This window comes from Draconibacterium halophilum, assembly GCF_010448835.1.
In the GTDB taxonomy this organism is placed as follows: Bacteria; Bacteroidota; Bacteroidia; order Bacteroidales; family Prolixibacteraceae; genus Draconibacterium; species Draconibacterium halophilum.
In genome coordinates this window covers 4,405,435-4,430,310 of the sequence record NZ_CP048409.1, presented here as the reverse complement: position 1 = coordinate 4,430,310, position 24,876 = coordinate 4,405,435, and the positions used below count along the sequence as shown (strand labels likewise).

Annotated in this window: 17 protein-coding genes; 10 read left to right on the top strand and 7 right to left on the bottom strand. The window is 41.4% G+C overall.

Features of this window, described 5'->3' with window-relative positions; translation table 11 throughout:
- The first annotated feature begins 139 nt into the window (after positions 1-139).
- Complete coding sequence (locus tag G0Q07_RS18005) at positions 140-3,412, top strand: VPS10 domain-containing protein (protein WP_163348460.1); 3,273 nt, start codon at positions 140-142, stop codon at positions 3,410-3,412.
- Positions 3,413-3,743: 331 nt separating this feature from the next.
- On the opposite strand, the gene G0Q07_RS18000 is transcribed toward G0Q07_RS18005, so the two are convergent.
- Positions 3,744-4,484 (bottom strand): DUF6261 family protein, encoded by a 741-nt coding sequence (locus G0Q07_RS18000; protein WP_163348459.1) that lies wholly within the window; start codon positions 4,482-4,484, stop codon positions 3,744-3,746.
- 910 nt (positions 4,485-5,394) lie between these two features.
- Between G0Q07_RS18000 and G0Q07_RS17995 the strand changes: the two genes are divergently transcribed.
- The 4 genes from G0Q07_RS17995 to G0Q07_RS17980 all read left to right on the top strand — a co-directional run bounded on the left by G0Q07_RS17995 (position 5,395) and on the right by G0Q07_RS17980 (position 7,995).
- A complete protein-coding gene (locus tag G0Q07_RS17995) occupies positions 5,395-6,693 on the top strand; it encodes a hypothetical protein (RefSeq protein WP_163348458.1) in 1,299 nt (432 codons plus the stop codon).
- Positions 6,694-6,891: 198 nt separating this feature from the next.
- On the top strand, positions 6,892-7,140 hold the full coding sequence (locus tag G0Q07_RS17990) for a hypothetical protein (RefSeq protein WP_163348457.1): 249 nt from the start codon (positions 6,892-6,894) through the stop codon (positions 7,138-7,140).
- Positions 7,141-7,435: 295 nt separating this feature from the next.
- Positions 7,436-7,681, top strand: a complete 246-nt coding sequence (locus G0Q07_RS17985; RefSeq protein ID WP_163348456.1) for an AbrB/MazE/SpoVT family DNA-binding domain-containing protein — start codon at positions 7,436-7,438, stop codon at positions 7,679-7,681.
- Positions 7,672-7,995, top strand: coding sequence for a type II toxin-antitoxin system PemK/MazF family toxin (locus tag G0Q07_RS17980; RefSeq protein ID WP_163348455.1), 324 nt, complete (start codon positions 7,672-7,674; stop codon positions 7,993-7,995). The genes G0Q07_RS17985 and G0Q07_RS17980 overlap by 10 nt, the downstream gene beginning before the upstream one ends.
- A gap of 201 nt (positions 7,996-8,196) precedes the next feature.
- On the opposite strand, the gene G0Q07_RS17975 is transcribed toward G0Q07_RS17980, so the two are convergent.
- The 5 genes from G0Q07_RS17975 to gdhA form a co-directional block, all read right to left on the bottom strand.
- Complete coding sequence (locus G0Q07_RS17975) at positions 8,197-10,797, bottom strand: TonB-dependent receptor (protein ID WP_163348454.1); 2,601 nt, start codon at positions 10,795-10,797, stop codon at positions 8,197-8,199.
- An 87-nt stretch (positions 10,798-10,884) separates the two neighbouring features.
- On the bottom strand, positions 10,885-11,388 hold the full coding sequence (locus G0Q07_RS17970) for a hypothetical protein (RefSeq protein ID WP_163348453.1): 504 nt from the start codon (positions 11,386-11,388) through the stop codon (positions 10,885-10,887).
- Positions 11,389-11,436: 48 nt separating this feature from the next.
- Positions 11,437-12,072 (bottom strand): DNA-3-methyladenine glycosylase family protein, encoded by a 636-nt coding sequence (locus tag G0Q07_RS17965; RefSeq protein ID WP_163348452.1) that lies wholly within the window; start codon positions 12,070-12,072, stop codon positions 11,437-11,439.
- A gap of 240 nt (positions 12,073-12,312) precedes the next feature.
- The gene (locus G0Q07_RS17960; RefSeq protein WP_163348451.1) at positions 12,313-14,715 is read right to left on the bottom strand and encodes a TonB-dependent receptor; all 2,403 of its coding nucleotides are present in this window, start codon (positions 14,713-14,715) and stop codon (positions 12,313-12,315) included.
- A gap of 277 nt (positions 14,716-14,992) precedes the next feature.
- Positions 14,993-16,348, bottom strand: coding sequence for an NADP-specific glutamate dehydrogenase (gene gdhA, locus G0Q07_RS17955; protein ID WP_163348450.1), 1,356 nt, complete (start codon positions 16,346-16,348; stop codon positions 14,993-14,995).
- A 234-nt stretch (positions 16,349-16,582) separates the two neighbouring features.
- Here gdhA and leuS point away from each other — a divergent pair, with 234 nt between their 5' ends.
- From leuS to G0Q07_RS17930, 5 genes are all read left to right on the top strand, one after another.
- A complete protein-coding gene (gene leuS, locus G0Q07_RS17950; protein ID WP_163348449.1) occupies positions 16,583-19,234 on the top strand; it encodes a leucine--tRNA ligase in 2,652 nt (883 codons plus the stop codon).
- A 167-nt stretch (positions 19,235-19,401) separates the two neighbouring features.
- The gene (locus tag G0Q07_RS17945) at positions 19,402-20,280 is read left to right on the top strand and encodes a YitT family protein (RefSeq protein ID WP_163348448.1); all 879 of its coding nucleotides are present in this window, start codon (positions 19,402-19,404) and stop codon (positions 20,278-20,280) included.
- Positions 20,281-20,391: 111 nt separating this feature from the next.
- A complete protein-coding gene (locus G0Q07_RS17940; protein WP_163348447.1) occupies positions 20,392-21,666 on the top strand; it encodes a M23 family metallopeptidase in 1,275 nt (424 codons plus the stop codon).
- 172 nt (positions 21,667-21,838) lie between these two features.
- Entirely contained in the window at positions 21,839-22,570 is a 732-nt protein-coding gene (locus tag G0Q07_RS17935; protein ID WP_163348446.1) for a hypothetical protein, read from the top strand.
- Positions 22,571-22,651: 81 nt separating this feature from the next.
- A complete protein-coding gene (locus G0Q07_RS17930; protein ID WP_163348445.1) occupies positions 22,652-22,900 on the top strand; it encodes a hypothetical protein in 249 nt (82 codons plus the stop codon).
- 19 nt (positions 22,901-22,919) lie between these two features.
- Here the strand turns inward: G0Q07_RS17930 and G0Q07_RS17925 are convergent, their stop codons facing one another.
- A complete protein-coding gene (locus tag G0Q07_RS17925) occupies positions 22,920-24,737 on the bottom strand; it encodes a prenyltransferase/squalene oxidase repeat-containing protein (protein WP_163348444.1) in 1,818 nt (605 codons plus the stop codon).
- Positions 24,738-24,876: the final 139 nt, after the last annotated feature.

Here is a 24,876-nt window from a genome sequence, read left to right as displayed (position 1 = left end):
TATATATTTATTATTTTCATCGACTGAAAAACTAAACCTAATGGTAAGGCGTAACTGTGTCGATTTTAAAAAGACTTTACGCGTAACATTCACCGACCATTTTGTACTGATGATATCGTAAATTCAAATAAATATTTTTATGAAGAAACTCGCACTAGTTTTAACTGCTGTATTTTTATTTTCAACAGTAGCCTTTTCAAAAAAGAAAGAAGAGGAGAAAAAAGAAGAAGCCAAGCCTTTTGTTAATTCGGGACTGGTTAGTGGCCTGAAATGGCGAAATATTGGTCCGGCATGGGCAAGTGGCCGGATTGCTGATTTTGCTGTAAACCCAAACAACCACAAAGAGTATTATGTGGCTGTTGCTTCGGGTAATGTATGGAAAACCACGAACAACGGCACCACCTGGAAACCGATCTTTGATAAGTATGGTTCGTATTCAACAAGTGTAGTGGTACTCGATCCAAATAATTCCAATGTAGTTTGGGTAGGAACCGGCGAAAACAATCACCAGCGTGCACTCGGTTATGGCGATGGTGTTTATAAATCGCTCGATGGAGGTAAGTCGTTTAAAAATATGGGCCTGAAAGAAAGCCGTCAGATTGGTGGAATCGTTATTGATCCACGTAATTCCAACATTGTTTTTGTTGCTGCCGAAGGATCGGCATGGGGACCGGGCGAGGAGCGTGGCCTTTACAAAAGTACCGACGGCGGCGAAACCTGGAATAAAGTACTGGAGATTAGCGAAAACACCGGTGTAAATAATGTAGTAATGGATCCTTGTAATCCGGAAATTATGTACGCAACATCGGAGCAGCGCCGCAGAACATCATTTACAAAAATTGGTGGTGGGCCTGAATCGGCCGTATATAAAAGTACCGACGGTGGCGAGAACTGGCGAAAAATTACAAAAGGCCTGCCGGGTGTTCACCTGGGAGGAATGGGTATTGATGTATCGCCGGTTAACCCGAATTACGTGTACCTGATTGTGGAAGCTGCCGAAGATAAAGGTGGATTTTACCGCTCAACCGATAAAGGCGAAAGCTGGTCGAAAATGAGCGACTACCATTCAAGCGGTCAGTATTACAACGAAATAGTTTGCGATCCTAAAAATGTGGATAAAGTATATTCAACCGAAACAGTTTCGAAAATAACTGTTGATGGCGGAAAAACGTGGAAGAGTATCAGCACCAAGGGACGCCACGTTGACGACCATGCCATTTGGATCGACCCAACCGATACCAAACACTATATTATAGGTGGCGACGGTGGTATTTACGAAACGTGGGATGACGGAACAACTTTCGATTTTAAAGAGAATCTGCCAATAACCCAGTTCTATCGTGTTTACCTGGATGATGCAGAACCGTTTTATAATGTATATGGCGGAACACAGGATAACAATTCAATGGGCGGTCCTTCGCAAACAACCAGCCGAAGTGGTGTTACCAACGACGAATGGTATCCAACATTAGGAGGCGATGGTTTTTGGGGAGCTGTTGAGCCCGGAAATCCAAATATCGTTTATTCCGAATATCAGTATGGAAATGTGTATCGTTACGATAAAAAAAGCGGCGAAAGCTTAAGTATTAAACCGCGCGAAGGTTTAGGCGAACTAACCTACAAATGGAACTGGAACACGCCGTTGTTTATCAGTCCGCATAAAAAAACACGTTTGTACGTGGCGGCCAACAAGGTTTTTCGTAGCGACGACCGTGGTAATACCTGGGAAGTAATCAGCGATGATCTGACCGCACAAATCGATCGTACCTCAATTCCGGTTATGGGCAAATACTGGCCTGCCGAAGCTGTTGTGCGTGATGTTTCTACATCGCAATGGGGAACCATTGTTGCACTCGAGGAATCGAAAGTACAGGAAGGACTGTTGTATGCCGGAACCGACGACGGCATTATTTCAGTTACCGAAGATGGTGAAAACTGGACACAGGTAAAATCCTTTGACGGTGTGCCGGAGTTGACGATTGTAAGCGACTTGTGTGCCGACCGTTTTGATGAAAATGTGGTGTATGCCACTTTCGATAACCTGAAACGCGACGATTTTAAACCTTACGTATATAAAAGTACCGACAAAGGAAAAACGTGGACGTCTATTTCGGGCAACCTGCCGGAGAATGGATCGGTTCATACCATCGTGCAAGATTTTGTTCGCCCTGAACTATTATTTGTTGGAACCGAATTTGGCATCTACTTTACTGTTGACGGTGGCGAAAACTGGGTGCAGCTAAAATCTGGAATGCCAACCATTGCCGTGTTCGACATTGCCATTCAGGAGCGCGAAAGCGATTTGGTAGCAGCAACATTTGGCCGTGGGTTCTACATCCTCGACGATTATAGTCCGCTACGTGAAATATCTGCCGATCTTGAAAATACAGAAGCAGCTATTTTTCCCATTGAAGATGCACTGATGTTTGTACAAACCCGCGGAAAAAGCAACCAGGGAAGTACTTACTTTACAGCCAAAAATCCGGAATACGGAGCAACGTTTACGTATTACCTGAAAGAAGTACCAAAAACCCAAAGACAGCTTCGTAAAGAGGAAGAGAAAGAGTTGTTTAAGGAAGGAAAACCAATTCCGCAGCCAAGCTGGAGAGAATTGCAACTGGAAGGTCAGCAGGAAAAATCGCACCTGATATTTACCATTTACGATAACCATGGAAATGTAATCGATCAGTTCTCGAAAGCACCTTCAAAAGGCGTGAACCGTGTGAACTGGAATATGACTTACTCGGCTACGGCAAATGCGCGTATTCGCGATAAATTTAACCCGATAAGCAGTGCCGGACGTGGCATTATGGTGATGCCCGGAACCTATAAAGTAGGAATGAAATTGTGGCACGAAGGTGAGTCGACCGAACTGGTTGAGCCCGTTTCGTTTACCTGCAAGCGCCTGAATAATACCGAACTTCCGGCAGCAGATTACAACGAAAATGTGGCCTTTGCCGAAAAAGTGAATACACTGGCACTGGCCGTTGTGGGAACCAACCGAATGATTGGCGAAACCACCGAAAAAGTGGAGAAGATAAAACAAGCCATTTATGCTACGCCGGGAGCCAGCCAGGAATTAATGGATAAGGCCCGTGCAATAGGCGTGGAGTTAGAGGAATTAAACTTTAAAATGAATGGTGTACCTGCCAAAGCAAGTGGGGAAGAAGTTCCTCCGGCGCAGGTACCGCTTAACGATCGGTTGAGTGTAATTACCTACACCCACATGGGATCGACAACAGGAATTACCACTACCGAAGAGCAGGCTTACGAAATTATGAAGGTGGAATTCCCACCGGTTCTTGATGCACTGAAAAATATTGTTGAAAATAAAGTTCCGGCACTGGAAGCCGAACTCAACCGTATGAATGCACCATGGACTCCGGGCCGTTTGCCGGATTGGAAAGAGTAACCCTGGCCACGAGTCGCGAGCCATTAGCTTCGGGCTCGTCCGCCTTTTGCAAATGGGGGTGTCCCGATTATATCGTGACGGGGGATTTCAATTAAAAGATGCCATCTGTTTTAACAAGCAGGTGGCATTTTTTTCTGCTACTGCCCCTGGGGGTAACGCGGGGTATGTTTTTTCGCATTTGCAATGCCATTTAGGAGTGTCGTTAAAAACGACAGAATCGGGATCCCTCGTTGAAACGTGGGGAGAGGGTACCACTAACAAAACCGGCCCACCTAAAAAAAGGCAGGCCGGTTTCAGCTAAAACATGCGCCGGCAAGCAAAATCGTTTAGTTTATTCCGTGTCGTTGTTATTTTCTTCTTCGTCATCGCCGGTGTTGTTCTGGCTTTGTTTAGCCGCTGTGTTGGCTTCGGCAATGTATTGCGATATTTCGTCAACTACCTCGTTGATACCACGCGGGTCGTTCATCGCGAGCATCGTATTCAGAATATTTTCCAGTAGTTCGAGCGATGTTTTCAGGTCTTTAAAGGCCTTGTCATCGTTTACCGTATCGTCGGTTGAGCGGGCAGCACTTCGTTGTGCCGATGCTGCCACATAGGCCTGGTTGTCGTTATTCAACTCGGTAACCCACTGGGTAGTATTGGTGGTTGCCAGGTGAGGCTGGTTTTTGGGTTTTAGCAAGTCGGCCAGTAAACTGTTAATGGCTGCGGTTTCGGTATCGCGCGACTGGTTATATAACTTCAGGTCGTTTTTTTCGAATTCAAGCCACAGCGCTTCGCAGGCCGTACGGTAGGCTTTGTTTTGGCGGCGTAAGCCTGCTTTTATATGGTCGCGCAACGAGCGATAGGTATTATCGCGGCGTAAATCGGCTGCCGCTACAATTTCGGTAAGCGGTTGTTTAATGGTGCTGCCGATAGCCTGCAGGGCGGTTTGCAACTGGGGTTGAATACGTGTTAAAACTGTTTGCACCATTTGATGGTCGGGAAGTTGTGCACTTAATAGATTAACGATTTTTTGAACCAAAGCAGTTAATGCTGCCAGTGTGAAATAGGAGTAATAAATTTTACTAAGCATGATTAAAATATTTAAAGGTTACTTATTTTGAGACTACAATTTACGGCCATTCGTTCAGAAAGTCAATAGCTGACATAATTTTTATTGAATGTGCGCAATTAATCACAACCAGGACATCACCCTGAACTTCCTGTCTGGAAGGGCCTGACGGGGTTTCAGGGTCTTATTCTCAAGCAGCTGATTATTAGATACGAAAGATGCTGAAACGAGTTCAGCATGACGTGCTAAATACTAATTATGACGAATAACGGATATTCATATAATTTTTTTTACAAAGTATATTGTTGTTGAAAGAATTTGCTTTTATTTCTTTTCCCGACAGCTGTCGAGATGAAAACTGATGGTTTTTTTGTTGCCGACGGCTGTCGAGTTGAAAACCGATGGTTTTTTTTGTTGCCGACGCGAGAAAACAAGGTTTTAAATGATTTTTTTTGTTGCCGACGGCTGTCGAGATGAAAACTGACGGTTTTTTTTGTTGCCGACAGCTGTCGAGATGAAGACCGATGGTTTTTTTTGATGTCGACGGCAGAAAACAAGGTTTTAAATGATTTTTTTTGTTGCCGACGGCTGTCGAGTTGAAAATTGATGGTTTTTTTTGTTGTCGACAGCTGTCGAGTTCCGTTTCAACCATTATTTTCCCTCACACCGCACGGTGCCGTAAGCTTATGTTACTAGTTTTTACCACCAAACGGTTTGAAACATAAAAATTATACTTAGCTTTAGTGTACTAAAACTTTAAACCATTGAATACGCACCCTGAAATAGCAATTTACAAACGAATCATAATATGTGTTGTTATCCCTCCGTTTTGGGTGGATATCAACACTTTTTGTATCGAGATAAGGAAAATAACATCACCTGGTGTTGATATTTACTAGTTAGCAAACATTTAATGAATGTAATCCAATACATGATGGGAAAGTTTTTTAGATTGATTTTTGTTGCATTTTTGATAATATCACCAGTCTATCTGTTGGCACAAGGTCCTCAATTATCATACTATTATGATATCAACACCCAACTACCTTGGGCTTCTTGTTATTTGCAATATGAAAACGATGTCAAACAAAAAATCGCCTTTTTCCCGGTAATAAACGAAAAAACTAATAGTCCGATGGGAATTGAGAATTACTCTAAAGATGTTAATCTTGAAAGTGAACTTATCTTTTATAATGGCAGCATTACTGAGAACTTTGAATTTGATAGTATAAGAACATCAATTAAAGATAAAATTTTAGTACTCTCCGATATTTCACCTGACACATTAGATGCTGCCAAACTGACTCCTATCCTGGAAGAAAAAATAAATTATGCAATAGATAACAAGGCTTCGGGACTTATTATTATTTTGTGTAATAAAACCTATCCGTTGTATATTGTAAATATAGATAACCAAATTCCGGTCATTAACATTACGGATGCAGCAGCATTGCCCATCTTTGAGAAGGAGGGAATAGATTATAATAAGATGGTCAAAAAACAGGGTAATGATAAGCTTCCTGTACTAACGGAATTAAGAGTTAAGTTAAAGCTTAATATTGATGGAGATTTTAGTTCTAGCGAAACAAAAAATTTCAACTATAAATATTTGCCGTATTCATTTAATAAAGAAGAAATAAGTCAACAAATAAAAAGTAATGAACAATCCGTTAATTTCTTACTCAGATTATTTAAAGAATTAGATTTCAGATGGAGCAAAGAAAACATTTACTATTTTCCTAATCTTGAATCAAAAATATTTTATACAGGCTATTGGGGAATTGGGTTTAGTTGTGAGGCTGGCGTTTACAATGTGCTCCTCAAGCAAGATTCCAGTTATGGTTTATTGGTGCATGAAAATTCACATTCACTTCTAAGAAAAAACGAATTGACGTTTAGCTCTTTTTTTGATGAAGGTATTGCCAGATATGCTGAAGCAATGGCTACTGATGAAAAAATGAACAATAAAAAAACAGTTGAACTTTTGAGAGAAGGGAAGCTGTTTCCTTTAGAAAAAATGCTTGATTTTAAAATTGGGAACAATCCAATGGAAACCGAGGTCGGATATCCTGCATCGGGCTCTTTTGTTGAATTTTTAATTATAAAGTATGGATTAGAAATCATTCACCGGCTTAATGAGAAAGCCCTAAATCCGATTTCTAAAAAAGAATTAGTAAATAATGAAGAAGAATGGTTAAACTGGTTAAAAAGAGAATATGATTCTCAATAGATATATAAAAAACGTTTGCTAACACCTTGTATAAGTAATGGCAGGGAAAGTGCTAAACAACAAGTCTTTTATAGCCAGATCAAACTGCATAGCGGTTTGACAGGAAATTACCACGCAATCTGCCATTACTCATACAATTTACCGTTAACGGCAAGTTTGAACTAAGACCTACAATTCGTTCTATCAAATACACTTGAAATGAAAAAGACAAAGAAAAATGGTATAGAATTTATCAAAGGATTATTAATTACGGCTTTGATTTTAATAGCGGTTTTCATTTTAATGGATTTATATACACCCATTAAAAAATTGCTATTTGGAGATAATTTAGGTTTTAATGAGATTATCACATACATCAAAATACAAAAACAACTTCCAATTATTATAGCTGCTTCCGTAGCACTTGAACTTGGAAGGAATAGAAAAAGTTATAAGCTGGATAATTAAATAGTTTGACAAGTTTTTCAATTGAAAATCTGGCAATCAAAACAAAGTGTGGTTGGGGGTTTAAGAACGCATATTGAAAAGCTGCCGCTTTGTACAAACTAGCTACCAAATTGAGAAAGTTGTTTAAAGTAAAATCCTTTGGATTTTGTTGTTGTTTTTCGGTCTCGCTCATTTTGACAATTTTTCTCATTATTATCGTCGCGGCAATGATGGAACTCGACCACTGGCCGTTAGCCTTAATTTTGAAATTCGATAAAATGTTATAACTTTGTAATTACATATTTAAAATTCAATTATGGAAATTTCAGTTATAAAAATCGGGAATTCAAAGGGTATTAGGCTGAGTAAAACCCTGCTTGACAGGTACAACATCAAAGACACTGTCGATTTAATAATGGATAAAGGACAGATTATTATAAAACCAATTTCAAAACCTCGCAAAGGATGGGAAAAAGCTTTTGAAAAAATGGCTAAAAGTGGAGATGACAATTTATTGATTGACGATGTTTTTGACGATGAAAACCTGGAAGAATGGAAATAAAACAATATCAAATCATTTTAGTCAATCTCGACCCGACAATTGGGAGTGAAATTAAAAAGACCCGACCTTGTGTGGTAATTTCTCCAAATGAGATGAATAAATATTTGCGGACAGTTGTAATTGCGCCAATGACAACAAGTTCCAAAAAATATCCGACAAGGGTAAAAGTTAAGCATGACAAAAAAATGGGCTGGATTGTTTTAGACCAAATCCGGACAATTGACAGGCAACGAATAATAAAAGTTTTTGGAGAACTACAAGATTTTGAAATTCAGGAATTAAAATCAGTTTTAAAAGAAACTTATATTGACTAAAAAAAAAAAAAAAACTAAGGTTTTGTATAAGTAATGGCAGATGATGTGGTAAATATCAAGGTTTGACAGGAAACTACTACGCAATCTGCTACTACTCGACCAATTTGCCGCCAGACTGTCTAAAAAACCTAATTATAAAAAGGAAATATTCGGGCAAGGGCTAATCTCTAAAAACGATAATTTTTATTCAAAATTCATTCTTTACCTTCGTCGTCGTTCCTCCTTTGTAAAGTACCATGTCAATTTAGCACCAATCATCCGTGGTGGCCCGGGTACAAAAGTGGGTACGCCAAACAGGCTTCCGGTATTTCCGGCGCTGGTAATAAATTGTTCATCGAGTACATTATTGGCCCAAATCGTTAATCGGATATTCGGATCGGCCAGTTCAAGTCCGCCGTTAATGTTCAGCAAACCATAACCGTCCTGTTCCAAACCGGGAGTGTTGGCATCCTCAAAATAAATATGCGATTTATACGAGTACGATGGTGTAACAAACAGCTTAATATTCGGCGTAATATTTACGCGTGCATTCAGCCCAACAGCAAAACTGTGCTCGGGAGCCAGACTAAAAACATTGCCCGCATACAGTTGCTCCGATCCATCCACATCGGTAGAATCGAATTCGGTTTTTAACCAAGCATAATTGGCAAACAAATCCAGTTGTTCAATAATGGCTACGCGCAAACTGGCTTCGGCACCGTAAGCCGTTGCCTGACCGCCGTCTTTAAACAGCAGGTTGTATTCGCCGGTTTCGTTGTTGGCCACCCACGCACGTGTTTGAAAATCTTTGTACAGCTGGTAGAATCCGGTAACATCAACAAATACGCGGTCGTAAAAGGCACCTTTAAATCCCAATTCATAGTTGTCAAGAATTTCAGGTTCCAAAACTTCTTCCTCGCCCGTTGAGGTAAACTGCAACACGGCCGGACGGCGCCCGCGCGAGTAGTTGGCAAAAACATTTCCGTATTCGTTAAAGCGGTATTTTAATCCACCGCGCCAGGTATACGAGAGTGTATTTTTTTTGATCTCTTTTGAATCGTACGGCAAAAAGAAAACATTGGGATAATTGCCTGTTAATATTCCCAATCCCGATGATGAGCCACTCACAAACGATGATTCACCCTTTAATTTGTAGCGGTCGTAAACCGCCCGAACTCCTGCCGAAATAAAAATCTTCCGCGAAACCTGATAGTTGATATCTATAAATCCTTCCGCTGCCATATTGTTGGCTTCGCTGTAGTTCTCTTCCTGGTGATCGGCCGGAAGTGGTGTTGGATCTTCCATGCCATATTCAGGAATGGGCGGCAAAGCAGGTATTATCATTGGTTGTCCGTTGGGCATTACCGGTGTGGGTTGCGGCAAAAACATCAGGCTGGCCAAATGCTGCTCGTTGGGCGAAAACCAATACGTTTGATCGGCTTTTTCCATCCAGAAACTACCACCCAGCGAACCGTTTAAGCGGCTGTTTTGAGAAAAGTTGCCACGTAGCTCCTGGTAAAACTGCGACGCCCCGGCATACTCGGCCATATCGATGGCCGCCGAGGCAGTACCATCACCATCCCAACGCGATGAGGCATCGGTAGTGCGGTACGAGGTAATACTGGTCCAGTAAGTATGTTCAGTCATGTAAAGGCGGTAATTCAGTGTGGCATCAAAAATTTCTTTGGCTGTTCCCAGGTTTTCGCCTTGTTCGTGCGAGGCTACGCCACTAAAAATGCCAATGTCTCCATTTGTATTTGGCAAACTGTCGGGCATAAAAGCAACTCCCGGAGTATCGTCTTTCTGGTAGTTTAGCACCACATCAAAACGATGGTTCCAGGCCGGCTTGAAACGCGCTGAGAAGCGTCCCGCAAGCGTTTCTTTACCCATTAAATCACCATCAAAAGTATTTTCAATATAGCCATCGCGTTTATTATAAATACCCGCAGCACGAAGCATCAGCTTGTTGTCGATAAGCGGAACGTTAACCATTCCGCGGTATTCTTGTGTTCCATAATCTCCCCAACCAGCTGTAACACTGCCATAAAAGTCATTGTCCGGCATTTTACTCACGTAATGAACGGCTCCGGCCTGAGCACCACGACCAAAAAGTGTGTTTTGTGGTCCTTTCAACACTTCCACACGGTCCATATCATACAGTTCGAGCGAAGCCGAATTGGCACGGTTTATTGGTACATTATTAAAATACACCGAAACGCGTGGTTGTGCGCTGGGGCTAACCTCGTCGCTGCTTAACCCACGAATGGAAAAAGTGGGGCGGTTGGCACCCTGTTCGCGCACATACATTCCCGGAACAAAATCACCGAGAGTACTGAGATCGGTAATATTGGCTTCGTCCATCAACTGGTCGCTCACCGATGAGATAGCCGTGGGGACATCAAGCAATTGTTGCTCGCGTTTTTGGGCACTCACCAATATCGGTTCCAAATGAATATCGTCAGTTGGCAGCATCACATTCTTTTCATTTCGGCCTTCCTGTAAAATAATATCTACCGTTCGGGTTTCAAATCCGATAAACGAAACCCGAATACGCGCTCTTCCCGGAACCAGGTTGGTGATAAAATATTCACCGTCTTCGTTGGTATTAACACCTTTGTATGTTCCGTCAACTGAAACATGTGCACCGGGCAGCAGGTTGTAATCGCTGTCGTATACCGAGCCACGTACATAAACGGTTGGCAATTCGCGCGAAACGGCTTCTGTATTGCGGTATTTGCGTTTCACTTTATCGCGTCGTTTGGTTTGCCCAAACGAGGTTGAAACGATAATTAGAAGGAGAATTATACTTAGGTAAGTCTTCATGTTTTCAATGTTTTCTGAATTTGTTTTGTTAATTAACGAATAGGATGTGAAAATAATATATCCTGCCTGAATAGAATTAACATCTTGCTAAAGGAATGGTTTAGCCGCATGGAGCGAATGCTTCGTACTAAAAACCGGCAGATGCAGCCAAATGGCCAGCTCGTCCATACATTTTTGGGCTTCATCGTGTGTTTTACATTTTTTTACGGCAATGGCAGGTCGCTTTTTATGATTTACAAAATAAACCCTAAACTCCTTCTTTCGCGATGAAGTGCTGCGATTCGATTGGCTGTTTACACTAAATACCTTGTTCATCGATACCAGCGTAAGCCCAATGTATTTGTTAACCGGTTTCCATTTTCCGGTTTTTATCAGGCCAAACCACATATTATAACTACGGAATTGCTGCTTTTCCGAATCAATTTCTACACCGGAATAGGAGCCCAACAGAAACCAAGCTAAAATGACATTTGTTCCGAAAACGATCCAGGCTTGCTCGTATAACGACATTGCAGCAATAATAATAAAAGCCAAACCCATAAAACGATACGGTCCTTCCAGTGTTCTTGAGATTTTATTGGCGACGAGCATGGTTTAAAGGTAATGAAAATCTATGTAGCGTGATTTCCTACTTTATTATTATTCGAGAATAAGCTGGCGTTTTTGAATGTAGTAATGCCACAAAATATAGCTTGCCACGGAGCGGTTTGGGGAGAAACGTTTCATGTAACTTATAATATCATCTTTGGTAGCTTCGGCTGGGACAAGTTCTAATTCATAAACAGCTTTTATAGTTGCCAGATCGCCCGGAGGGAAAATATCGGAAAAATGAAGGCTCATCAGCACATACATATCGACGGTCCAGTTGCCGATGCCTTTAAGTTGTATCAGTTTTTCACGAATGGCTGGTTCGTCAAGTATTTTTAATTCATCAAGATTGAGGTTCCCGCTTGCTATTTCGGCGGCTAAAATCCGGCTGTATTTTATTTTCTGACGGCTAAATGAACAGGCCCGTAATTCTTCGTCCGAGAGTTTCAAAAGGTTTTCAGGCGTGACAGCTTTTATCTTTTCTACTAGTTTAATGTATGCCGCTTTTGCGGAAGCCAATGAAACCTGTTGCTCAAGAATTGTAAGTATAAGTGTAGCAAAATCCGGTTTGCGGTACCAGAGAGGCGGGTAATCGTATTCCCGGATTACGGCCTCCAGTTTTGGTTCGATGCCTGAACACCAGTTGCAAAGTTCTTTAAAGTGGCTTTCGTTCTTTATCTTATCCATGTTTAAAAATCATTAATAGGAACAACTGATTTTTCTGAAATAGGTTCAATAAAAAAGAGGGACGCCTGGCGCCCCTCTTCGAAGGCAATACCGAATTAAATAAATAAAATCTTCTCTCGTAAGATTTGTTTTCTGCCTTCTGTGTTTAAAAACGGCCATTGCATATTTTTAGTATAACAAAATTCTTTTTGGATGATGAAGATTGCGAAAGTTGCAGGTTATCAAGTGTTTCTGGAAATGTTAAATTTTTAATAACGCTGAAATAACGAAGTTCATTCCCGGAGAAACCAGGCCCGACGAATAAGGGCGGTAGCGTTTGTTGAAAATGTTTTCAATACCACCACTGATTGTAAGATTGGAATTAAGGTGATAGTTGGATTTTATATTGGCCGTCCACCACGATGGGGAATAAGGATTTCCATTATCGTCGGGAATATATAAATGCGGCTTGTCTTGTTCATCGGGCGACAGCTCATCAAAATCAAATTTGCCACTGTAGTTTACGTACAGATCGAGGTACAATTTTGGCCCCTCAAAAATAATATGCGACGAACCAAATGTTGGCGGCACATGACGAATAGGCATGCCTTCGGAATCTTCTCCTTTGGTAATGGTTATGTCGTGCCGGGTGCGCCACTGGTTGTTAAAAAGGTATTCTACATTCGCAGTTGTTCCGTAAATTGTTGCCGACTCGGCATTAACAAGTGCTTCCACACGGCTCATTTCACCATCGTATAAAATAGAGTCCTGCCCCAATCCATCAAAGGTTCTTCTTACCATCGCATCTTTTAACCAGGTGTAAAAACCGGTCCATTCAACTTTAATTCTATTCTGGTGCGAACGAATTATGCTTAACTCCAGGTTGCGGGCGTATTCAGGTTTTAGGTCGGGATTGGGAACCACAACTGTTCCGGGTTCTGAATCGAATACTTTGGCTACATCATCAATATTGGGCGAACGGAAACCGGTGGAGCCATGAATATTAATCTGCCAGTCGGTGGTTGGATGCCAAACTATGCCAAGGTTACCGTTAAAAGCCGAGTTCTTCATATCAAAACCATCAAAAGGGAATTGGTAAAAATCCGTGTCAAATTTTCCTTCCAAATGGGTGTAAGTAAACCGCGAGCCCATTTGAAAAATGATTTTCGGACTGATGGAATATTTGAACGAATAATAAGCTGCCAGGCTCGAATAGTTGGAATCATCGGGATAACGCGGAGCAATTTTTTCCTGCTCACCGGAAATCAGATCTTCAGAATACCCGTTCGAACCCACCTTATTGAAATAACCCTCCAAACCATAAAACAACTCACTTCTTTCATCTATGTTTTTGCCAAAGTCAAAGTTTACAGAATAGATATTTACATTTTCTGTACGGTTGCGCAAGATGTCGTTATTCAGTTTCCGGTCGTGGCGACTTTCGGTGTAATCCTGGTAAGCCAGCAACAAATTGGCTTTATCAAACAGCAACATATTTTTTTTCAGTTGCATACGCCCCGATAACAGTGTCCATTCCTGCGGACCATAATACCATTCGGCGTATTTCAATTTATCGCCTTTGTATTGAATTAGCCTGTCGTAACGCGGAATGTCTCCGGTTTGCGAGTGGTGTGCCCCCAGTTCAATATCAATATTTTCATTTGGCCGAAAACGCAATTTTCCCATCAGGTTGAATTGATGATAGCCCGTATAAAGCTGTTTGCGATCATTACTGTTTTGCAGGATTTGATCCGCTCCGGAATAGGGAGCATCTACAACATACTGGGGGCGCAAATATTCCTCAGGGCCGGAATTTCCCATTTTCATATCGTCAAAATCGGTAAAAGTGGTGCTGATTACAGAAGCCCATTTTTTTCCGCCGAAATTATACGAGAAATGTCCGGTTTTCTCAAAATTTACACTGGAATACCGTGCGTATGCTTTTCCGAACGCTTCATAATTATCAGCTGTCGATAGTTTGGGCGAAAGGGTGTTAAAACTCATTACGCCACCCAGCGCATCGCTGCCGTAAATTACCGAACCCGGGCCAAAAATAATCTCGGTGTTTTGCAAACTTTGTGCATCAACAGAAATTACATTTTGCAGGTTTCCGCTGCGGTAAATCGCGTTGTTCATTCGTATGCCGTCAACCATAATCAACACACGGTTAGCGGCAAAACCTCGAATCATCGGACTTCCGCCTCCCATCTGACTTTTCTGGATAAAAACACCACTTTCAGTGCCCAGCATATCGGCAGTAGTTTGAGGATTGTAGTGCATAATCTCTTCCGGTTGTATGGATTTTATGGTATGCGGAATTTCGGTTTTCGACTGTTTCCAGCGGTTAACCGAAACAACCACTTCGTCAAGACGAACCGGGCTTTCAACCATCAGCACAGTTTTGCCTTGTTCCTCAATTTTCTTCCGGGTGCTTACATAAGTTATAAACGATGAATGCTTGAAGAGAATTTTCTCATCGGGTTGAAAACCGTCGAGTTTTGCCCTGCCTTCTTCATCCGTTTGCGTTAAAAAATTATCTGAGATAAGCATTGCATGCTCAACAGGCGTGCCGGTTTTGGCATTTACTACCTGAACATACGCCTGCCCAAAAACAGTGGAAATGGAAAAAAGAAGTATAAAAAAAGTTAGTTTGAATTTCTTCACCGAAAATAATTTTGTGCAAATGTATTAATTGGGCGGACTACATCAAATATTGTGCCCGGTTGGATTAGAACCTGGTGCAGCAAGATACGCGTCTGTAATTACGACAAAAATTTGTTTCCTTACGTGCTTTGCTTTAATTCTATTGTCTTTTGCAAGTGTGCTGTATGGTAATGAGTTGCGTGTCATCCAAAAGCTAATTGTATGTGAATTTTTTGCACAAAAAAATCCGACCTGGTTTCCCGGGCCGGATGGAATATTAATTAATTTTGCTTAGTAATTATACCAGCCCCTGCGCCATCATTGAATTCGCAACTTTTACAAAGCCAGCAATGTTGGCACCTTTTACATAGTTGGTAAATTCTGATTTTTCTTTACCATATTTCATGCACATTTCGTGAATATTACACATAATGGAGTGCAGTTTGGTATCCACTTCCTCGCGGCTCCAGGCTATGCGCATACTGTTTTGTGTCATTTCCAGACCCGATACCGCAACACCACCGGCGTTGGCTGCTTTCCCCGGCCCGTAAAGAATTTGTTTTTCAAGGAAATAATGAACAGCTTCTTCGGTACTTGGCATATTAGCTCCTTCTGCCACAACAAAACAACCGTTGCCGATAAGCATTTTAGCCTCTTCAAGGTTCAGTTCGTTTTCAGTAGCACAAGGCAAAGCCACATCGCATTTTACAATCCACGGACGTTGTTTTTCCATGTATTGCACAGCGTATTTATCGGCGTATTCTTTTATCCGTCCGCGATGCACATTTTTTAGCTCCATCACATAATTCAGTTTATCGCGATCAATTCCTTCAGGATCATATATAGAGCCACTTGAATCGGATAGTGTAACAACTTTTCCACCCAGCTCAATTACTTTTTCGGTAGCAAATTGTGCTACATTTCCCGATCCGGAAACAGCAACCACTTTTCCTTTAAAACTTTCACCGCGTGTTTTCATCATTTCTTTAGCAAAATACACGGCACCATAACCGGTTGCTTCCGGTCGGATAAGCGATCCTCCCCATTCAACACCCTTACCGGTTAGCACGCCGGTAAATTCGTTTCTAATTCGTTTGTACTGCCCGAAAAGAAAACCGATTTCACGGCCACCAACGCCAATATCGCCGGCAGGCACATCGCTATACGGGCCAATATGCCGCGACAATTCAGTCATAAAACTTTGGCAGAAACGCATTACTTCGTTGTCTGATTTGTTTTTTGGATCAAAATCAGAACCTCCTTTTCCGCCACCCATAGGCAACGAGGTTAAGCTATTTTTTAATACCTGTTCAAAAGCCAAAAATTTAAGAATGCTCTGGTTAACCGTTGGGTGAAAACGCAAGCCTCCTTTGTACGGGCCAATAGCGCTGTTCATTTCAACACGGTAGCCGCGGTTAATATGAATTTTGCCGCGATCATCCATCCAGGGAACCCGGAATTGGATGATACGTTCAGCTTCAACCATTCGTTCAAGAATTTGAGTATGACGATACCTCGGATTATCAAGCAAAAAATCGGCCAACGATTCAACAACTTCGTGTACTGCCTGATGAAATTCAGGTTGCCCCGGATCTTTTGCCCGTACGTAGTTCATAAAATCATCGACAAATAACTTACTGTTTTTAGTGTTCATTTTAATGGTTTTAGTTTTTATATGTTCAAGATACAAAAAAAGTCAGAAGTTATCTTATTGCTTTTCAGCATATTAATTAACATGCGAAATGTGAGTCTGTTAGGTATGATGGTAAATCAGTTGTAAACTCGAACATTTTGTTTTGGTTTATTTTGAATGTGTAAAATCATCTGATACATCCAACAAAAATTTTATCTTTGCGCCTTTAAAATCAGAATCTTATTACGTAAGAAAATGGAATATAAATTCGCAGAAATAGAGCCGAAATGGCAAAAGTACTGGGATAAAAACAAAACGTTTAAAACCAACGACGATTACTCGAAACCAAAATATTACATCCTCGATATGTTTCCTTATCCATCGGGAGCAGGGCTGCATGTTGGTCACCCCGAGGGTTATACGGCAACCGATATTTTAAGTCGTTACAAACGTATGAAGGGATTTAACGTATTGCACCCAATGGGGTACGATGCTTTTGGTTTGCCTGCCGAGCAGTATGCCATGCAAACGGGAACGCATCCGGCAATTACCACTCAGAAAAACTGCGATAATTTCCGTCGACAGATTAAAGCGATTGGTTTAAGCTACGATTGGGATCGTGAAATAAACACCACAGATCCAAAATATTTTAAGTGGACACAGTGGATCTTCAAAAAATTATACGACACTTATTTTGATGAGGATCAACAAAAAGGACGACCAATTTCAGAATTGGTTATTCCTGAGGAAGTACAGGCCCAAGGAGAAGAGGCTGTAAAAGAGTACATCGGCGAAAAGCGCCTGGCATACTACGACAACGCCCAGGTTTGGTGGTGCGATTCGTGTAAAACAGTTTGTGCCAACGAGGAGGTGCTAACGGATGGGGCACACGAAAAATGTGGCAACACCGTTATCCGCAAAAACCTGAAGCAATGGTTGCTTCGTATTCCGCACTATGGCGAGCGATTGTTGAGCGGTCTTGAAAACCTGGATTGGCCGGAAGGTGTAAAAGATATGCAGCGCAACTGGATTGGTAAATCAACAGGTGCTGAGGTGGATTTTGCTATCGATGGATTGAATAAAAATCTACGTGTTTACACGACCCGCCCCGATACTTTGTTTGGTGCAACGTACATGGTAATTGCTCCGGAACACGAGTTGGTTAACGAAATTGTTACCGATGATAAAAAGGAAACAGTTGATGCTTATATAAAGGCATCGGCTTTAAAATCAGATTTGGATCGTACTGATCTGGCGAAAGAAAAGACCGGAGTATTTACTGGCCGTTACGCAGTGAATCCTGTGAATAAACAGTTGATTCCGATCTGGGTGGCCGATTATGTATTGATGGGCTACGGAACCGGAGCGATTATGGCTGTTCCGGCACACGATACCCGCGATTTTGAATTCGCCAAAGAATTTGATATTGCTATCAATTGCATTCTTGATCCAAAAGATGCAGAGAACCGCGATGAGATTTTAGCCGGCGATGCCTGCTGGACGGAAGATGGTGCTTACATCAACTCGTCGAGCGATGAAACAGGTTTGGATATAAATGGCCTGAATAAAACTGCCGGTATTGCTCAAGTGGTTGAGTGGCTGGAAGGAAAAGGAATTGGAAAAGCAACAGTGAATTTTAAGCTGCGCGACTGGTTATTTAGCCGCCAGCGCTACTGGGGCGAGCCTTTCCCTGTAATTCACTGGGAAGATGGTGAAGTGACCTTGGTAGATGATGAGAACCTTCCGTTGGAATTACCCCAACTGGAAGAATACACCCCAAGTGCCAGCGGAGAATCGCCATTGGCAAAGGCCGAAGACTGGTTAACGGTTACCGACAAAAACGGACGAAAGGGACGACGTGAAACCAACACCATGCCGCAGTGGGCAGGTTCGTGTTGGTACTATTTGCGCTACATTGATCCGAATAACGAGGACAGTATTTTCGATGTAAAAAAAGAAAACTACTGGATGCCGGTTGATTTGTATGTGGGAGGAGCAGAACATGCTGTTCTTCACCTTTTATATTCGCGTTTTTGGCACAAAGTATTATTCGATTTAGGAGTGGTATCTACCGACGAGCCTTTCCAGAAACTGTTTAACCAGGGAATGATCCTGGCTTTTGCCTACGAAACGGTTACAGGCGCAAAAGTAGCTTCTGATTTGGTGGAAGAAAAAGACGGCAAATATTTCCACACGGAAACCGGAGAAGAGCTAAAGCAGATTGTGGCAAAAATGTCGAAATCGTTGAAGAATGTGGTGAACCCGGATGACGTAATTGAACATTACGGTGCCGACTCGTTACGCTTATACGAAATGTTTATGGGACCGCTTGATGAACGTAAACCATGGGCGGAAAACGGTGTAAAGGGAGTGTTTAACTTCCTGGCACGTGCCTACCGTTTCTTTGCAGATATGGATAAGATTATTGACGGCGATGAGGATAATGAGGTGGCAAAATTGTTGCATCAAACCATACAAAAAGTTGAGCACGATATTGAGAACATGAAATTCAATACCGGAATATCTGCGTTGATGGTGTTCAATAACCTGGCGATTAAAAAAGGAAAAGTCACCAAACAAACGGCTAAAACATTTGCTACAATTCTGGCACCTTATGCGCCGCACATGGCCGAGGAATTGTGGTCGCTTTACGGAAATACAGAAACATTGGCCTATGAAGCGTGGCCTGAAGTTGACCAAAGTTTATTGACCGAAGATTCGCACGAATACCCGGTATCGTTTAACGGAAAAATGCGCTTTAAAATTGAGCTGCCACTGGATATGCCAAAAAATGAAATTGAAAAGACAGTGCTTGCCGACGAGCGCGCTGCCAAATGGATGGAAGGTAAAACCGTTCGCAAATTCATTTTTGTACCGAAAAAGATTATTAATGTAGCTGTAGGATAGTCAATTAAGAGCAACGTTTTTAAGAGATATTTTGAAAGGGCAACCACATGGTTGCCCTTTTGTTTTTTAAATCTGTGTTATTTCGCAAATCCCTGACAATCATCACCAATATTTCAGAAAAGGCTTCGTTCATTTGCGCGATTTTAGGAAACACATAAATTCAAAAAATGGTTAAGGAAATTTTGTCGCAAAATGTACGACTGGCGCGCATTGTTCAGGATTATGCAATTATTACTTTTGGTTTGCTTTTATTTTCAGCTGGCTGGGTGTTGTTTCTTATTCCTGCCGAAATTACCGGTGGAGGAATCAGTGGTGTTGCCGCAGTAATTTATTTTGCCACCAATATACCAGTAAGTATTTCTTTTTTAGTCATTAATGTATTTTTGGTGGTGATTGCCATAAAAATACTTGGCGCTAATTTTGGCGTTAAAACAATCTACAGTATTCTTGTTTTAACCAGTTTCTTTGCTTTGTTTCAGAATGTTCTAAAAGCACCATTGGTAAACGATACATTTCTTTCGGCAATTTTAGGCGGAATGGCAGGTGGTGTTGGTCTTGGTGTTGTTTTTTCCAGAGGTGGAAGTACCGGCGGCACTGATATTTTTGCCATGATAATAAACAAATACAGGAATATAAGTCCCGGGCGTATTATTATGCTTTGCGATGTGATTATTATTGCTTCGTCGTATGTGGTATTCCGCTCGCCCGAAAAACTGGTATACGGTTACGTTTCCATGTGGGTGGTTTCGTATTCGCTCGATTCGTTCTTAAGTGGTGCCAATCGCTCGGCACAAATGTTTATCATCTCCAAACAATACAAAGAAATTGCTGAATATATTAATACCGAAGCTATACGTGGGGTTACCTTGCTCGATGGTTCGGGGTGGTACACGCAAAAAGAAACAAAAGTTATAATGTCGGTGGTACGCAAAAAAGAAACCGGTGCGATTTTTCGTAAGATCAAGCAGATCGATCCCGATGCTTTTATTTCAATGGCAAGTGTGATGGGAGTTTACGGTCAGGGATTCGATAAACTGAAATTGTAATAGGGTTTTAGGCGGTTTTGCCTTCAAAAAAACTTAACTTTTTAAATAGAACACATACTAAACCTGATATCAATTCAGTTTTCTTATTTTTGGCGTAATTTAATTTTGAAGATGGGAAAATTGAGATTGATCGTTGTGGGGATGGGACTCGTTTTATTACTGAGTCAATTGTTTTCGTGTGCACCTAAAAGTGCCAAACAGGAAGAAACACCTGTGTTAGATACTGTTGTTGAAGTAAAAGTGCCGGTATTAAAATACGGGTTTCCGATTGATTCCTTTGCCCTTGAAATGGGGAAAGTGAAAAACAATGAGTACTTAAGCCAGATTTTAAATGCACGTGGTGTAAGCATGGGAACCATCGATAAAATTGCGCGAAAATCGAAAACTGTTTTTGATGTTCGAAAGATTAAAAGCGGCGAGAATTTTTGCATTCTCTCCACCCGCGATTCCGTTCCTGTTGCAAAGTATTTTGTGTATGAAAATTCAGCGGCTGAATATACTGTATTTGAATTAACAGATACATTAGGAATTTATAAAGGTCAAAAGGAAGTGAAGACCCGGCTACGCACTGCGCAGGGAGTTGTTGAGTCATCGTTGTGGAATGCAATGGTTGATAACGAACAAGATCCGATGCTGGCGTTAGAGTTATCGGATATTTTTGCCTGGACAATCGACTTTTTTGCCATCCAGAAAGGCGATCGTTTTCGGGTGATTTACGATGAACAATTTGTTGATTCCGTTTCTATCGGTATTGGCGAAATTTATGCCGTTCAGTTTGATCATTATGGAGATAAAAATTATGCTTTTATTTTCGATCAGGATGACCGCTTCGATTATTTTGATGAGCAGGGGAAAAGTCTAAGGAAAGCTTTCTTAAAAGCACCTCTTCAGTTTTCACGTGTAAGTTCGCGTTTTTCAAACAGTCGCATGCATCCGGTTTTGCGTATCCGTCGTCCACATCACGGTGTTGATTATGCTGCACGAAAAGGAACACCAGTTGTGAGTATTGGCGACGGGACTGTAATTGCCCGTGCTTACCAGGCTCGTGGCGGCGGCAATTATGTAAAAATTAAACACAACTCGGTTTATACAACCACTTATATGCACCTCTCGGGTTTTGGCAAAGGAATTACAACCGGTGCGCGAGTAAAACAAGGTGATGTAATTGGCTATGTTGGAGCAACCGGTCTGGCAACGGGACCTCACCTCGATTTTCGTGTAGCTAAAAATGGTAGTTATGTAGATCCGTTAAAAGTAAAAGCGCCACCTGTTGAGCCCGTTAAAGAAGAAAACATGGCTCGGTATACTGCTGTTAAGGATTCGTTAATGCTGGAGCTACAAAAAATTCAGTGGGAGCCGGTTCTTGAGTTAGCTGATTCGGAATAGTTTTATTTTCATACAAAGTTCATCTTTGTTTAATTATCAGTTGTTCCAAATTTGGGAGCTACTAAAATTTTTCTATATCTTCCCCGCCAACATTTCAGGACCAACAGTTGTTTAACAGATTATACCTTAACTTGAGAATTAAATTTTAAAAAAAATAAAAAGGATGATGAGGATGAAGTCGATTAAAATATTGATGATAGTGGCAGTGGCCACAATGTTTTTAGCATGCGTAAGAAACAAAAAACCGGCAATGGTCCAAAGCCAGAACCAGAGTGCTTTTAATATGATTAAAGTCTCGGAAGTAATTCAGGGAGGTACTTATACCTACATAAACGCAACAGAAAATGGTACTAAAAAATGGCTTGCTGTATCAAAACAAGCAGTAAATCCCGGTGAAGTTTTATACTATTACGATGCTTTACCTATGGAAGACTTTCACAGCAAAGAGATTGACCGAACTTTTGATGTCATTTATTTTGTGAATCAAATCAGCAAAACACCTGTGGATCAACAGCCGGCTATGAGTGGTGAAATGCCATCGTCGCACCAGGGGAAAGTAGCTGCCGACGATGCTGAAGTTGAAATTAATAAAGAAGAAGGAGAATTGAGTATTGCAGATGTTTTTGCCAACAAGGCTGAATATAGCAATAAAGAATTCGAAATTCGGGGAGTAGTTGTAAAAGTGAACGAACAGGTAATGGGAAAAAACTGGGTACACATTCAGGATGGTACAGGCAGTAGTGGCAATTTCGATCTAACGATAACTACACAAGAGAATGTTAAAGTTGGCAACCAGGTAATTTTTAAAGGAAAGCTAACCCTGGAAAAAGATTTTGGCGCCGGCTATTTCTATGAAGTAATTATGGAAGATGCCGCATTGTTAAATGAAGCTGTCGCTTTATAAGCAGCGTTTTATTTAACAAATATTCAAAGCTTCATTCCAAGTATATAATTATCTTTGTATTTAAATAGTTATATACTCGGAATGAAGTTCAACAAGCTGGAAATAGAAGAAGAAGGAAGCTGGTTTCAACGTCAGTTCAGAAAACCGCATACGAGAAAAACAGTTCGCTATATTTTAATTGGAGCGCTTGCCGGTTTTTTGTTTTACTATTTAACTGAAGGAATGCACCTTAACACTTTGCCACGCAATGAAGTGGTTGAGAGTATTATTATAGGGGCATTCTTAGGGTTTTTTATCACCAATAGCCCGTGTGCCAGAGGGCGCTGTTAAATACCTACGACCATTTAATCTAAGTCAAAATCAGGTTATTACGCTGTGTTTTTAACCGAAGCTCAATTGCCTCCAGGTAAGCAGTTAATGGGTAAAGTTTTTCATCGTACCATAACGATGCAAAATATAATCCGATAGGGGCTTTTATAAGCCCGTTATTTTTGTAGAATTTATCCAGCCAATCGAATCCCTTCTCAATTTCGGCATCCGATTTTGTTTCTGTTAAGGCTGCAATGGACAGTGCTGTTTCTTCTATCGATCCTTCAACTCCTGCATTGCCACCCCAACTTCCATCTTCATTCTGAACTTTCAACAGAAAACCGGTTCCTGATGCGATCATCTTTTTCAGCTTCTCAGCCAGTACCGGATCATGGTCTACGAATAATTTTGCTTTTTGAAGATAGGTAAGTACCCGTGCTGTTCCGTAAACCGGATTTTCATGATTTTGGGTGTGTTGATTGCCAAACCAAAGCGGAAGCCACGAGCCATTTCCATTTTGGTATTTCTCCAGGTATACAACAGCTTTGTGGATCGTTTTTTTAAACTGCTTATGCTGTTTCTGATGCAAATCTTGTTGGTATACATTCAGCATTCTTGCAAGTGCCAAAACACAATGTCCGGTTAAATCCGCGCAGCTCTGATCGAATGGCAATTTTCCCCAGCCACGCGAAAAAGTCGGGAAGCCGCCATCGTTATTTTGTAGTTTGCGTAGCCATTCGCCTCCAACTAATACCTCTTCTCTAATAGTATGGTGCGGTGCCAAATTTAAGAGTGCCAGAATCGCTCCCGGCGTATCATCGCAGTCGGGAACGGAACCTGAGTAATTTGTCCAGCCCCAGCCACCCGGCGAAGTGCCGTTAAACGGATGGACCGTTTTATTTTGCACCGAAAGCAAATGACTGGCAATTCGTTTTTGCTGAGTTTGCGACAATATCTCATCTTTCCTTTCGCCCAAAGCTTTTACACTCAGCGTTGTTACCCATGTTGATAGGTCGACGTCGATGGGCCAGCTGCCGTCTTTGCGTTGGGTACGTTTTAAAAATGCAATTCCTTTGTCTACAATCACCGAATCTCTTAATCCTGCATTTATCAGGCTTAGTGCAACAAATGCTGTAAGCGGAATGGCTTCCAAAAAACCACCACTTTTCGGTAACAATTTCTCCAGAATTTTAAGTGCTTTCCTTTCAGCTTTTGCCCGGACGACACGTGTCAATCCGTTTGATTTTTTCTTGCGGAAAATTACAATTCCAACAGCAATCAATGCCGGAATAGCGTAGCTTACCACACTCAAATTCAACAATCGATAAAACCTGCGCGGCAATAGAGCCAGCTCGAATGGCAACTGTGGAATGTTTTTAAATCCATTGTCGCCCGGAATGCCACAAAGTGCACAAAGTGTTAATATGGGTACCGAAAATGTATAGTCTTTTTTATAATGATTGAGAATAACTTTTGCCACCTGCTCGGAGCGCACGTCAACATTTTGCGATTTTAGGTAGTCGGCTAATTTTTGTTGTGTTGTTTTTATCGCCGGATTTTCTTCAGCATAAAGATTCAATGCTGCATAACAAAGTAATGAAGTTGAAATATTGGCCGGACTTTCAGGCGTGTCGCCATAACCGCCGTCTGCATTTTGGTGCGAAGTTAGCCATGCCAGCCCTTTTCCAATTTCCTGCTGATGAAGATGGGCATCGTGGAAATGAAGTGCTGCAACAGCTACGGCCACACCCAGCGCACTCGATGATAATTCTCCCGACCAGAAGCCATCATCATTAAGCTCACTGAGTAAAATTTCGCTCAGTTCTTTAAATCGTATTTCCAACTTCTCTTTTTTCACTTTTTATATTTTAAACACAAAGACTCGAAGACACAAAGATTTTTTGTTTCTCGCAAAGGCGCAGAGGCATAAAGTTCTTACTTATCATCAAAGTCCTTCAAAATCAAAAATCGTTAATCATCATTCGTCATTCATTCTT

Coding starts and splice junctions, on each gene's coding strand:
- G0Q07_RS17995 (WP_163348458.1), top strand. CDS start 5,395: ATGATGGGAAAGTTTTTTAGATTGATTTTTGTTGCATTTTTGATAATA.
- G0Q07_RS18005 (WP_163348460.1), top strand. CDS start 140: ATGAAGAAACTCGCACTAGTTTTAACTGCTGTATTTTTATTTTCAACA.
- G0Q07_RS17980 (WP_163348455.1), top strand. CDS start 7,672: ATGGAAATAAAACAATATCAAATCATTTTAGTCAATCTCGACCCGACA.
- G0Q07_RS17935 (WP_163348446.1), top strand. CDS start 21,839: ATGAAGTCGATTAAAATATTGATGATAGTGGCAGTGGCCACAATGTTT.
- G0Q07_RS17945 (WP_163348448.1), top strand. CDS start 19,402: ATGGTTAAGGAAATTTTGTCGCAAAATGTACGACTGGCGCGCATTGTT.
- gdhA (WP_163348450.1), bottom strand. CDS start 16,348: ATGAACACTAAAAACAGTAAGTTATTTGTCGATGATTTTATGAACTAC.
- G0Q07_RS17975 (WP_163348454.1), bottom strand. CDS start 10,797: ATGAAGACTTACCTAAGTATAATTCTCCTTCTAATTATCGTTTCAACC.
- G0Q07_RS17965 (WP_163348452.1), bottom strand. CDS start 12,072: ATGGATAAGATAAAGAACGAAAGCCACTTTAAAGAACTTTGCAACTGG.
- G0Q07_RS17930 (WP_163348445.1), top strand. CDS start 22,652: ATGAAGTTCAACAAGCTGGAAATAGAAGAAGAAGGAAGCTGGTTTCAA.
- leuS (WP_163348449.1), top strand. CDS start 16,583: ATGGAATATAAATTCGCAGAAATAGAGCCGAAATGGCAAAAGTACTGG.
- G0Q07_RS17940 (WP_163348447.1), top strand. CDS start 20,392: ATGGGAAAATTGAGATTGATCGTTGTGGGGATGGGACTCGTTTTATTA.
- G0Q07_RS18000 (WP_163348459.1), bottom strand. CDS start 4,484: ATGCTTAGTAAAATTTATTACTCCTATTTCACACTGGCAGCATTAACT.
- G0Q07_RS17985 (WP_163348456.1), top strand. CDS start 7,436: ATGGAAATTTCAGTTATAAAAATCGGGAATTCAAAGGGTATTAGGCTG.
- G0Q07_RS17970 (WP_163348453.1), bottom strand. CDS start 11,388: ATGCTCGTCGCCAATAAAATCTCAAGAACACTGGAAGGACCGTATCGT.
- G0Q07_RS17990 (WP_163348457.1), top strand. CDS start 6,892: ATGAAAAAGACAAAGAAAAATGGTATAGAATTTATCAAAGGATTATTA.